At 70.1% G+C, this 12,547-nt stretch carries 6 protein-coding genes; all 6 read right to left on the minus strand.

The annotated features are described in order from the left end of the window. Positions 1–2: 2 nt before the first annotated feature. On the minus strand, positions 3–1,097 hold the full coding sequence (gene mtlA, locus KIP79_RS03030; protein ID WP_250212576.1) for a mannitol-specific PTS transporter subunit IIC: 1,095 nt from the start codon (positions 1,095–1,097) through the stop codon (positions 3–5). Positions 1,098–1,223: 126 nt separating this feature from the next. Beyond that, positions 1,224–1,985 carry a DeoR/GlpR family DNA-binding transcription regulator gene (locus KIP79_RS03035; protein WP_214103119.1) on the minus strand — a complete coding sequence of 254 codons (762 nt, stop codon included), beginning with the start codon at positions 1,983–1,985 and terminating at the stop codon, positions 1,224–1,226. Between the two features lie 202 nt (positions 1,986–2,187). Then, positions 2,188–4,029, minus strand: a complete 1,842-nt coding sequence (asnB, locus tag KIP79_RS03040) for an asparagine synthase (glutamine-hydrolyzing) (protein ID WP_214103120.1) — start codon at positions 4,027–4,029, stop codon at positions 2,188–2,190. 67 nt (positions 4,030–4,096) lie between these two features. Continuing rightward, complete coding sequence (locus KIP79_RS03045) at positions 4,097–4,855, minus strand: 4'-phosphopantetheinyl transferase family protein (protein WP_214103121.1); 759 nt, start codon at positions 4,853–4,855, stop codon at positions 4,097–4,099. Beyond that, positions 4,852–5,697 carry a metallophosphoesterase family protein gene (locus KIP79_RS03050; RefSeq protein ID WP_214103122.1) on the minus strand — a complete coding sequence of 282 codons (846 nt, stop codon included), beginning with the start codon at positions 5,695–5,697 and terminating at the stop codon, positions 4,852–4,854. Before KIP79_RS03050 ends, KIP79_RS03045 begins: the two co-directional genes overlap by 4 nt. 43 nt (positions 5,698–5,740) lie before the next feature. After that, positions 5,741–12,349: a type I polyketide synthase gene (locus KIP79_RS03055; RefSeq protein ID WP_214103123.1), complete on the minus strand. Its 6,609-nt coding sequence runs from the start codon at positions 12,347–12,349 to the stop codon at positions 5,741–5,743. Positions 12,350–12,547: the final 198 nt, after the last annotated feature.

A 12,547-nucleotide genomic window follows, 5' to 3' on the forward strand; every position in this document is an offset into this window, starting at 1 on the left:
CGTCACGCCTCCTGTGTTGCGGGCTCGGTGCTCTGGGCCTCCTCATCGTTGGAGCCCCGGCCGAAGCCCAGCAGCGCCGAAGCGACGATGAACGACACCCCGGTCGCGACGATAATCCCGAGAATGACGCCGAACCAGCCCCCCTTCGGGGTCACCGCCAGGTAGGCGAAGATGCTGCCCGGTGAGGGCGTCGCCACCAGACCGGCGCCGGTGACCAGGAACGTGAGGATGCCCGAGGCGCCGCCGGCGATCACGGCCAGGATCAGACGCGGCTTCATCAGCACGTACGGGAAGTAGATCTCGTGGATGCCGCCGAGGAAGTGGATGATCATCGCGGGCGGGGTGCTGGGACGCAGCGAGCGCGGGCCGAACAGCATGTAGGCGATCAGCAGGCCCAGGCCGGGGCCGGGGTTGGACTCCAGCATGAACAGGATCGACTTGCCGTGCTTGACCGCTTCGGCCACCCCGAGCGGGCCGAGCACGCCGTGGTTGATCGCGTTGTTGAGGAACAGCACCTTGGCCGGTTCGATCAGAATCGAGGCCAGCGGCAGCAGGCTGTGGCTGACCAGGTATTCCACGGCGCTGCCTGCGGCGTCGGTGATGACCTTGACGACCGGGCCGATGCCCAGGACGCCGGCGATGGCCATGGCGCCGCCGACGATGCCGGCGGTGAAGTTGTCCACCAGCATCTCGAAGCCGGCGCGGGTGCGCTGCTCGGTGAACTTGTCCACGTACTTGATCACAAGGGCGGCAAGCGGGCCGATGATCATGGCGCCGAGGAACATCGGGATGTCCACCCCGACCACGACACCCATGGTCGCGACGGCGCCGACGACGGCGCCGCGCTGGCCGTGGACCATCCGCCCACCGGTGTAGCCGATGAGCACGGGGAGCAGAACGGTGATGATCGGGCCGACCAGGGCGGCCAGGGTCTCGTTGGGCAGCCAGCCGGTGGGGATGAACAGGGCGGTGATCAGGCCCCAGGCGATGAAGGCGCCGATGTTCGGCATGATCATGCCGGCGAGGTGACCACCGAAACGCTGGATGGTGGCCCGGACGCCGGTTCCCTGAACCGTGGGGGTATACGGGGTGGCCAACTGATGTACTCCTTCGGGGTGGGCGGCCCTTGCGGGCTGCCTGGTGGGGGGAATGTGCCGCTCATCCCCCGGGCATGAGCGGCAGGGCTGTGCAGCCGAGATCGGCTGCGTGGTCGAGGGTGCGGGTCACGCCCGGACGATCTCGGGTCCTTCGGCGGCCAGACCGGCGGCCACCTTCGAGTCGAGGCCGGTATCCGTGATGATCATGTCGATCTCCGACAGTGTGGCGAAGCGGGCCAGGTAGCTCCCGGCGAACTTCGTGTGGTCGGCCAGCAGCACGGCGCGCTGGGCGCAGGTGATCATCGCCCGCTTGATCGCCGCCTCGGCCGGGTCGGGCGTGGTCAGTCCCCTGGCCGCCGAGCAGCCGTTCGCCGCCATGAAGGCCACGTCCACGTGCAACTGCGAGAGTTGCTGTATCGCCCAGTCCTCGACCGTGGCGAGCGTGCGGCCCCGGACCCTGCCGCCCAGCATCAGGACCGTGAGGGCAGGACAGGTGGCCAACGCGGCGGCGAGCGGCGGCGAGTTGACGATGACGGTGAGCTCGCGGTCCGCGGGCAGGGCCTGGGCCAGGCGGCTCATGGTCGAACCGGCGTCGATGATGATGGCGCCGTCCTGCGGCAACTCGGCAAGCGCGGCCTTGGCGATGCGTTCCTTCTCCGCCGTCATGACCTCGTCCCGCGCCGCGAGTGCGGGCTCGAAGCCGAGCCGCTCGACCGGGATCGCCCCGCCGTGTACGCGCCGCAGCACCCCTGCGCGCTCGAGAACCGTCAGGTCCCGGCGGATCGTCTCCGTCGTGACGCGGAACTGCTCCGCGAGCGTGACCACGTCCACCCGCCCGGCGGTCCGGGCCGCGCGCAGGATCTCCTGCTGCCGTTCCTCGGCGTACATGTGGTTTCACCGCCGTTTCAATGGTGTTTCGTATGTGTTTACATCCGTGTCTGTGGGTCGTCAAGGTTTCTGGACATCACGAAATGGACGAACCCACACCCGCGGTGGCCAAGGAAGTCGATCGTGCAGCGTGGCGGCGTGGCGGAACGGGCCAGGTGGCTCCCGACTGCGGAAGAGCTGACGGTCGGCCCCGGCAGGGCGGTCAGGACATGGCGAACTCGGGCGAATAGATGTCGATCCAGTAGTACATGTCGATCATCTTGTCGAGAAGGAGCTTCTCGCCATGCGTGATCTTCGAGGAGTCCGCCTCGACCACCGACTGCACCCATTTTCGGTTGAACAACGTGAACAGCGGGTTATGGGCGTCCGCCAGCACCTCTTTGGCCTCAAGCAGCAGAGCGCTCGAGAAGCGGTTGTCATGCATCATCGTCGGGTAACCGCTCTTCTTCCGATTGAGCACCGACGGCGGAAGCAGGTCCTTCACGGCGTGTCTCAGCAGGCTCTTCTCCCTGCCGTCGAACGCCTTGAGCTTCCACGGCGTGTTGTAGACGTACTCCACGAGACGGTGATCACAGAACGGAACCCGCACTTCGAGACCGGCCGCCATCGACAGGCGGTCCTTACGGTCGAGCAGCATCCGCAGGAAGCGGGTCAGGTGCATGTGGAACATGACGCGCATCTGACGCTCGATACGCGACGCGCTGTCGAGGTGATCGACAGCCGCCACGGCCGTCCGGTACTCGTCCCCCAGGTAGATTTCCAATTTCATGGCCGCCAGCGCTTCCGCGGTGAAAGGCATGAGGGCGGGGTTGCCGCCCTGCGCGCTGAGTAGCGCCGCCATCCAGGGAAAGATGGGGAGTTCGCGGATGTTGTTGTGGAACCATTGGTAGCCGCCGAAGCTCTCGTCCGCGGCCTCGCCGGAGAGCGCGACCGTCGATTCGCCGCGTATCGCTTGAAAGAGCAGATACATCGAGATATCTGATTCACCAAGACCACTCGGCGAGTCCCGAGCCGTGATCACGGCGCGGCGAACGGCCGGATCGGACAGGTTCTCCGCGCTCAGCACCACCTGCTGGTGGACCGGCCCGATCATGTTGACCATGTCCTTGACGAATGGCGCGTCCGGGGTGGTCCGAAACGCATCAGGCCGGAAGCGATCGACGTGATCCACGAAGTCGACCGAGAATGTGCGTACCCGATCACCCTTCGCGCTCAGCTTGCGCGATGCGAGGCTGGCGATCGCGCTGGAATCCAGCCCGCCGGACAACAGAACGCACTGGGGCACATCCGAGATCAACTGCCGGTTGACGGTGTCGTCGAGCAACTCCCGGATTCGTTCGACCGTGCTCTTCTGGTCATCGGTGTGCGGCGCCGTGCGGAGCTTCCAGTACGTCCTGGTGCGAATTCCAGTCGACTTGACGGTGACGACCGTACCCGGCTCGACCTCGCACATCCCCTTCCAGATCGCCTGGCCCCCGACGGCCAGCACCGCCGTGCGCATTCCGTTGAAGTCGACTGCCTTGCGAGCGAGCGGGTTGGCCAGAATCGCCTTCGGTTCGGATCCGAACAGCACGCCGTCGGCGGTCGGGTAGTAATAGAGCGGCTTCACTCCCAGCCGGTCGCGGATCAGGACGAGTTTCTGATCACGGGCGTCCCAGACGGCGAACGCGTACATGCCGTTGAGGTGCTCGGCAACACTTTCCCCCCATTCGAGATAACCGTGCAATACGACTTCGGTGTCACTCGACGTACGGAACCGGTGCCCTCGCGCCTGCAGTTCCCTGCGCAGTTCGATGAAGTTGTAGGCCTCGCCGCTGTAGACCAGGACCACCGGGCCGTTCGGTGTGGCGAACTCCATCGGCTGCACGCCACCGTCCAGGTCGATGACCGCCAGCCTTCGGTGACCGAGCGCGGCGTGCGGTTCAACCCAGGTTCCGGAGGCGTCGGGCCCGCGCAGCGCCATGGTGGCGGTCATCGCGTCGATCGTGGCCTGCTGTTCGGTCAGATCCGCGCCGTATGACACCCAACCTGTGATCCCACACATACTCGGTCCTCTCAGTCGCGGAAATCGACCGAAATCCGAGGCTAAGGACACTCTGCTAGGAAAATTCCTAGTGCTGGGTGAGCCTGAGCAGAGGAGGGCCCCGGTCCTCCGATGCGTCCGCCACGTCGTCCGCGGCTCCCGGGATGCCGGCCGGAGGGGTGGCGACGACCGCGATGGCCGTGATCACGAGGCCCCTGCGTACCAGCCAGCGGCCGGAGAATTCCCGCAACTCGCTGCCGTCGCGCAGCCTGGGGCCCTCGGCCAGCAGTCGGGCCAGGAAACCGCCCCCGACCGGGTCGAAGGTGATCGACGCCTCCGAGAAGTCGAGGCGTGGCTCCCGCAGCGGGGCCAGCGGGAACCACGCCTTGTAGACGGACTCCTTGGCGCTGAACAGCAGCCGGTCCCATCTCGCCGACGGATCGCGCCGCAGGAAATCCGTCACCCAGCGCAGTTCCTCCTCGACCGCGATGGCTTCCAGGATGCCGGGCGGCAGCGGCTTGTTCGGCTCGGCGTCGATCCCCAGGGTCGCGATGTCACACGACCGGGCGACGGCGGCGGCGCGGTATCCGGCGCAGTGGGTGATGCTGCCGACGACATCGGCCGGCCAGACAGGCGCGCCCTTGGCACCCGGCACCACGGGCACCTGCGGGTAACCCAGGCGGCCGAGCGCGTTGCGGGCGCACCAGCGCGCCGTGGTGAACTCGCGGCGGCGCTTCTCCACCGCCCCGCTGATCACGACCTCCTCGGCGGGGAACAGGGCGCAGGGCTGCGAGTCGTCGTACGCCTCCGACGACATGATCACGCCGGGCAGCAGGTCTTCGATCATGACGTGAGTTCGGGGGCCAGGAGGATCGACCGCGCCGGGCGGGGGATCGCACTCCGTCGCCGCCACTCCCGCGGGTATCCCAACGAAACCTCCTCGAAGCGAACTCCGTCGTACCAGTTCGTGCGTGGTATGTGCAGGTGGCCGTACACGACCACGGCCGCCCGGTATTTCAGGTGCCAGTCGGCGGTCAACTCGGTCCCGCACCACTGGGCGAACTCCGGATAACGCAGGACGCGGGTGGGCTGACGTACCAGCGGATAGTGATTGACCAGCACAAGCGGGTGGTCGGGATCGCACTCAGCCAGCCGGCGCTCGGTCAGTTCCACCCTGGCCCAGCACCATTCCTCGCGGCTCGGATAAGGGTCGGGATGCAGCAGCATCTCGTCCGTGCACACCACACCGGTCTCGTACGCCATGGCCAGCGACTGTTCCTTCGTGGCCATGCCGTGGATGCGGAACGAATAGTCGTACAAGAGGAAAAGGGGCGCGATGGTGACCGGCCCCCCGGGCCCTTCCCAGGTCAGGTACGGATCCTCGGGCGTGCGAATTCCGAGGCGACGGCACATATCCACGAGATACCTGTACCGGTGGTCACCGCGGAGCTGATTCGGATCGTCCTTCGGCGTCCACAGTTCATGGTTGCCCGGCGCCCAGATGACCTGGGCGAAGCGGCGGGCCAGCAGGGTGAGCGCCCATTCGATGTCCTCGGCGAACTCGCCGACGTCACCGGCGACGATCAGCCAGTCCTCCTCGGTCTCCGGCCGGAACGATTGAACGAAACGTCGGTTCTCGGCGTAGGCGACATGCAGGTCGCTCACCGCGAGCAGATTTCGCGCTTTCATGATGTGCTCGGTTCCCCCCGCACGATCCGGAATGGTGACGGATTCACGACAAGCCGAGCTCATTATCGAGGATTTCGAACATCTCGCTGTCCGTAACCGAATCGAGGTCGAACTCCGCGTCGCCGGAATCGTGCACCAGTGCCGCCCATTTGTTCCGCAGAATGTCCAGACGCGCCGCGACCTGCTTGTGCACGTCGATGTCGACGGTCATCTCGGTGAAAGCCCTCTCCAGTTTCGCCAGCTCGGCCAGCAGCGCCGCGGACCCCGTCTGCTCGCGCAGGCCGAGCCGGTCGAGCAGGTGGTCCGCGAGGGCGAGCGGCGTGGGGTGGTCGAACACCAGGGTGACCGGCAGGCGCAGCCCGGTGGCGCCGTTCAACCGGTTGCGCATCTCGACGGCGGTGAGGGAGTCGAAGCCCAGTTCCTTGAAGGCGCGGTCCGCTTCGACGGAGTCGGCCCCGGCATGTCCGAGCACGCCCGCCACCTCGGCCCGTACGAGATTCACGAGCACCTCGGCACGCTCGGCGGCGCCGAGCGCGGTCAGCCTGCGCACCAGGGTGTCCGGTTCCTCTTGCCTGCCCGCGGCCGTACGGCGCCTGGCGGACACCAGGCCGCTCAGCAGCGGCGGAACGTCCGCACGTGCCGACAGATCGAGCCGGACCGGCGCGAGCACCGGGCGGTCGACGGCGCGGGCGGCGTCGAACAGCGCCAGCCCCTGCTCCACCGTCAGCGGGCGGATGCCCGCGCGCGCCATGCGCCGCCGATCGGCGTCCTCCAGCCCGGCGGTCATCCCGGTGTCCTGCGTCCAGGGCCCCCAGGCCAAGGACAGCGCGGGCAGCCCGCAGGCCCGCCGGTGCTGGGCCAGGCCGTCCAGGAAGGCGTTGGCCGCCGCGTAGTTCCCCTGCCCCGCGCCGCCGGCCAGGCCGGCCACCGACGAGAAGAGCACGAACGCGGCGAGATCCATGCCCTGGGTGAGCTCGTGCAGGTGCCAGGCGGCCACCGCCTTGGGCCACAGCACGGCGTCCAGCCGCTCGGGCGAAAGCGCGGGAATCGTCGCGTCATCCAGCACTCCTGCCGTGTGGACGACCGCGGTCAGCGGATGCTCGGCGGATACGACGGACAGCAGGGCGGCGAGCGCGTCCCGGTCGGACACGTCGCACGCGGCGATGGTGACGTCGGCGCCGTAGGCGGCCAGCTCGTCCCCCAGCGTGGCGGCGCCCGGTGCCACCGGCCCCCGGCGACCGGCCAGCAACAGATGCCGTGCCCCGTGCTCCTTCACCAGATGCCGCGCCACCTCGGCGCCGAGACCGCCCGTACCACCGGTGATCAGCACCGTTCCGGCCGGGTCCCAGCGCCGTACGGTGTCCTCGCCCGGCGCCACCGGCACCAGGCGCGCCACGCTCAGCACCCCGTCTCGCACCGCGAGCTGCGGCTCGCCGCAGGCCAGCACGGCCGATAGCAGCGCCTTGGACGGCTCTCGCGGCACCTCGAGATCGAGGAGCACGACCCTGCCGGGGTTCTCCGCCTGCGCGGCACGGACCAGGCCCCACACCGCTGCCCCCGGGAGGTCGCTCACGTCGTCCCGGACCGCGACCGCGCCACTCGTCACCACGATGAGGGGGATGTCGCCGAACCGGTCTTCCGCCAGCCAGCGCTGCAGAAGGCCCAGAACGCGGGCGGTGGACTCGCGGGTCGCGGCGACGACCGCGTCGGCGGAGCCCTCGGCGGGGAACACGGTGACGGCCACGGCGCGCGGCGCGCCGTCCAGCAGGGCGAGGTCCCCGGTCAGCACCGCCACGTCGGCCTCCGCGACAGAGGCCGGCTCCTCGGGCAGCGGCGTCCACTCCAGCCGGAACAGCGCGTCCCGTGGCGTCCGGCGGTCACCACCGGGCACCAGCGCGCCCGGCGACGCCGGACGCGCCACCAGTGACTCGGCGGTGAGGACGGTCGCGCCCGCCATGTCCACCGCGGTCAGCGACACCGTGTCCTCGCCGGTCCTGGCCGCGCGCACGCGCAGCATCGTCGCGCCGCCGGCGTTCAGATGCACGCCGCCCCACGAGAACGGCACGCGTCCCGCCTCAGGCCGGGTGGCCTCCAGGAACGGCACCGCGTGCAGGGCGGCGTCCAGCAACGCCGGGTGCACACCGTAGGAGCCGGCGTCGCCGACCTGGTCCGGCAGGGCGATCTCCGCGAACACCTCGTCGTCGCGCCGCCAGACCGCGCGCAGGCCCTGGAACACCGGTCCGTAGCCGAACCCGCCTTCGGCGAGCCGGTCGTAGAGGCCGTCCAGTTCGATGACGGACGCCCCCCGAGGCGGCCACTCGAACGTCTCGGCTCCGCCCGCGGTGGCGCGGCCGTCGCCGGAGAGAACGCCGGTCGCATGCTGGACCCATGGCTCGTCGTCGGCCGCGTCGGCGGGCCGCGCGTAGACGCCGAGCTCGCGGCGGCCCGACGCGTCGGGCGCGCCCACCGACACCTGAACGGCCATCGCGTCCCGCTCGCCGAGCACGAGCGGGGTGGCCAGGGTGAGCTCCTCCACCCGATCGCACCCGGTCTGGTCGCCGGCCCGGATGGCGAGTTCCAGCAGGCCGGTGCCGGGGAAGACCACCATCCCGCCGACGACGTGGTCGGCGAGCCACGGGTGCGACCGCAGCGAGAGGCGGCCGGTGAGCACGACACCGTCCGACCCGGCCAGCATCACCGCGGCCCCCAGCAGCGGGTGCGCGGCCGCCGCGAGCCCGAGATCTCTGGCGTCGCCCACGCGCCGTCCGCTCGGCCAGAACCACTGGTGCTGGAAGGCGTACGTCGGCAGGTCCACCCGGCGGGCGCCGGGGAAGGCGGCGCCGAACACGGCCGGCCAGTCCACCGTGGCACCGTGCGCGTGCAACGTCGCCACCGCCGTCATGATGGCGGTCTGCTCGTCGCGGTCCCCGCGCAGCGCCGGGACCAGCACCGGCTCTGCCCCTTCCTCCGGGACGGCGTCCTCGGCCAGCGCGGTCAGCACGCCGTCGGGTCCCAGTTCCAGGTACGCGGTGACCCCCTGACGGTGCAGCGTGGCCACACTGTCGGCGAATCTGACCGCGTGGCGTACCTGCTCCACCCAGTAGTCGGGCGAGCACAGCTCTTCGGCCGACGCCGGCCCGCCGGTCACGGTCGAGACCACCGGGATCTGCGGCGGGTGGTAACTGAGCGTTTCGGCCAGGGCGCGGAACTCCGCCAGCATCGGCTCCATCAGCGGCGAATGGAACGCGTGGCTCACCTTCAGCCGCGTCGTCTTACGTCCTTCGGCCTCCAGCCGGGAGGCGATCCGGGCGACCGGTTCCTCGGCACCCGCGATCACCACCGAGGCCGGACCGTTCACCGCGGCGATGGAGACCTCGTCCTCGTGCCCGGCGATGAGCGGCAGCACCTCCTGCTCCGAGGCCTGCACGGCGGCCATCGCCCCGCCCGGCGGCAGCGCCTGCATGAGCCCGGCACGCGCCGCCACCAGCCGGCACGCGTCCGCCAGCGACAGCACGCCGGCCACATGCGCCGCCGTGATCTCGCCGATCGAATGCCCGGCCAGGAAGTCCGGCTTGAGGCCCCAGGACTCCACCAGCCGGAACAGCGCCACCTCCAGCGCGAACAGCGCCGGCTGGGTGTAACCGGTCTGATTCAGCAGTTCGGCGTCGCCGGACATCACCTCGCGCAACCCGGGATCGAGGTGGGCGAGCACGGCGTCGAAAGCGTCCGCGAACACCGGGAACCGCTCGTACAGCCCGCGGCCCATGCCGGCCCGTTGCGCGCCCTGCCCGGTGAACAGCACCGCGAGCCTGCCCGGCCGCGCGCCACGCCCGTGGACCACTCCAGGCGCAGAACGGCCCTCCGCCACGGCCGCCAGGCTCGCCCGCAGCTCGTCCGGGTCACCGGCCACGACCGCCGCCCGATGCTCGAACGCCGAGCGGGTGATCGCCAGCGAGAAGCCGAGGTCCGCGAGGTCGTCGGTGATCCGTGGCAGCAGACGTGCCGCCTGGGCGCGCAATGCGTCATGTGTCTTCCCCGAGACCAGCACCGGCACGGGGCCCGGGGCGGCACCGGTTGCCGCGTCCGCGGTCGGCGGTGCCTGCTCAAGGATCACGTGTGCGTTGGTTCCGCTGATGCCGAACGAGGACACCCCGGCCCGGCGCGGACGGCCCGCCTCCGGCCACGGGCGGTTCTCGGTGAGCAGTTCCACCGCGCCCTGGTTCCAGTCGACGTGCGAAGAGGGCGCGTCCACGTGCACTGTTGCGGGCAGCAGTCCGTGGCGCATGGCCAGGACCATCTTGATCACACCGGCGACACCCGCGGCCGCCTGGGTGTGGCCGATGCTCGACTTGATCGAGCCCAGCAGCAGCGGGCGGTCTTCCGGCCGGTTCTGGCCGTAGGTCGCCAGCAGTGCCTGCGCCTCGATCGGGTCGCCCAGCCTGGTCCCGGTCCCGTGGCCTTCCACCGCGTCCACGTCCGCGGGGGCCAGCCCGGCGCCGGTCAGCGCCTGGCGGATCACGCGCTGCTGTGACAGCCCGTTCGGTGCCGTCAACCCGTTGGAGGCGCCGTCCTGGTTCACCGCCGACCCGCGTACGACGGCCAGCACCTGGTGGCCGTTGCGGCGCGCGTCGGACAGGCGTTCCAGCACCAGCATCCCGACGCCCTCGGACCAGGCGACCCCGTCGGCGGCCTCGGCGAAGGACTTGCACCGGCCGTCCCCGGCGAGCCCGCCCTGGGCGCTGAAGTCGATGAACGCGGCCGGGGTGGCCATCACGGTCACTCCGCCGGCCAGTGCCAGCGAGCATTCGCCGCCGCGCAGTGCCTGGGCCGCCAGGTGCAAGGTCACCAGTGAGGAGGAGCAGGCGGTGTCCACCGTCACGGCCGGGCCTTCCAGGCCGAGCGTGTAGGACAGTCGTCCGGACATGACGCTGCCTGCCGTACCGGTGCCCATGAAGCTCACCACGTCCGGCGGGAACTCCGCGCTGGTCGCGTAGTCGTGGTACATCACTCCGGCGAATACGCCCGTGAGGCTGCCGCGCAGCGAGGTCGGGTCGATTCCGGCCCGCTCGATCGCCTCCCAAGTGGTCTCCAGGAGTAGGCGCTGCTGCGGGTCCATCGCCAGCGCCTCACGGGGCGAGATGCCGAAGAAGCCGGGGTCGAACTCGCCCGCCTCGTGCAGGAACCCGCCTTCGCGCACATAGCTGGTGCCCCTGCGCTCGCGGTCGGGGTCGTACAGCGACTCCAGATCCCAGCCACGAGAGTCCGGGAACGCCGAGATCGCGTCCCCGCCCGCCACGACCAGCCGCCACAGATCCTCGGGGGAGGTCACACCCCCGGGGTAACGGCACGCCATCGACACGATCACCACGGGATCGTCGTCGACCGGCGTGAGCGTTCGCGCCGTCGCCCGCGCGGACGCCGGGCCGCCGTGTTCGCCCAGCAACTCCGCCAGGAGGAACTCCGTCAGCACCGTGACGTTCGGGTAGTCGAACACCAGGGTGACCGGCAGGCGCAGCCCGGTGGCCCCGGACAGCCGGTTGCGCGTCTCGACCGCGGTCAGCGAGTCGAAGCCCATGCTCTGGAAACTGCTCAGCGGTTCGATCTCGTTGCCGTCCGCGTGGCCAAGCACCAAGGCGATCTGGTCGCGGACCAGTTCCAGCAAGGCGGCCCTGCGGGCGTCTGCCCCGAGTGGCGCGAGGCGATCAGCGAGGGGGGTCGCCGGCGCGGCCGTCGCCTGCTGCCGGGCCGACGGCCGGATCAGCCCGCGGAGCAGGGGTGGGATGTCCTGGCCTGCGCGCAATGCCGTCAGGTTCAGGCGCGCGGGCAGCACGGCCGGTTCCTCGCCCGCGACCGTCGCGTCGAACAGGGCCAGACCGTGGTCTGAAGACAGCGGGAGCATGCCGCGCCTGGCGAGCCTGCCCATGTCGGCCTGGCTCAGCGTGCTGGTCATGCCGCCGTCCTGGGCCCATGGGCCCCATCCCAGTGACAGCCCTGGCAGGCCTTCGGCTCGGCGGCGCCGGGCGAGCGCGTCCAGGAAGGTGTTCGCCGCCGCGTAGTTGGCCTGCCCGGCCGTCCCGAACGTCCCCGCCACCGAGGAGAACAGGACGAATGCGGACAGGTTCTGGTTTCTGGTCAGCTCGTGCAGATGCCAGGCCGCGCTCACTTTGGGCCGGAACACCTTCTCCAGGCTCTGCGGCGTCAAGGTGCCGATCAGACCGTCGTCCAGCACGCCTGCCGCGTGCACCACCGCGGTCAGCGGATGCTCGACGGGTATCCCGGCCAGCAGGCCGGCGACGGCATCGCGGTCCGCCAGGTCGCAGGCCACGACGGTCACCTGAGCGCCGAGCCCGGTCAGCTCCGCCACCAGCTCGCCCGCGCCCTCCGCCCGCGCCCCGCGACGGCTCGCCAGCATCAGGTGCCTGATGCCGTGTACGGTCACCAGGTGGCGGGCCAGTATGCCGCCCAGGCCGCCGGTGCCGCCCGTGATCAGCACTGTTCCGGCCGGGTCCCAGGCCAGGGCCGGTAGCTCGGCGGGCGGGAAGACCCGGGCCAGCCGGCCGACCAGCACGGCACCATCCCTGATCACCAGTTGCGGCTCGGCGGTGGCCAAGGCCTGTGGCAGCGCGGCGATCGACGCCGCCGACGGGCCCACGCGGTCAGGGCCGACTTCTCGGTCACGGTCGTCGCTCTGGTGGAGGTCGCCGCTCTGGTGGAGGTCGTCGCTCTGGTGGAGGTCGTCGCTCTGGTGGAGGTCGTCGCTCTGGTGGAGGTCGTCGCTCTGGTGGAGGTCGTCGCTCTGGTGGAGGTCGTCGCTCTGGTGGAGGTCGTCGCTCTGGTGGAGGTCGTCGCT

It is taken from the genome of Acrocarpospora catenulata (assembly GCF_018476525.1).
In the GTDB taxonomy this organism is placed as follows: Bacteria; Actinomycetota; Actinomycetes; order Streptosporangiales; family Streptosporangiaceae; genus Acrocarpospora; species Acrocarpospora catenulata.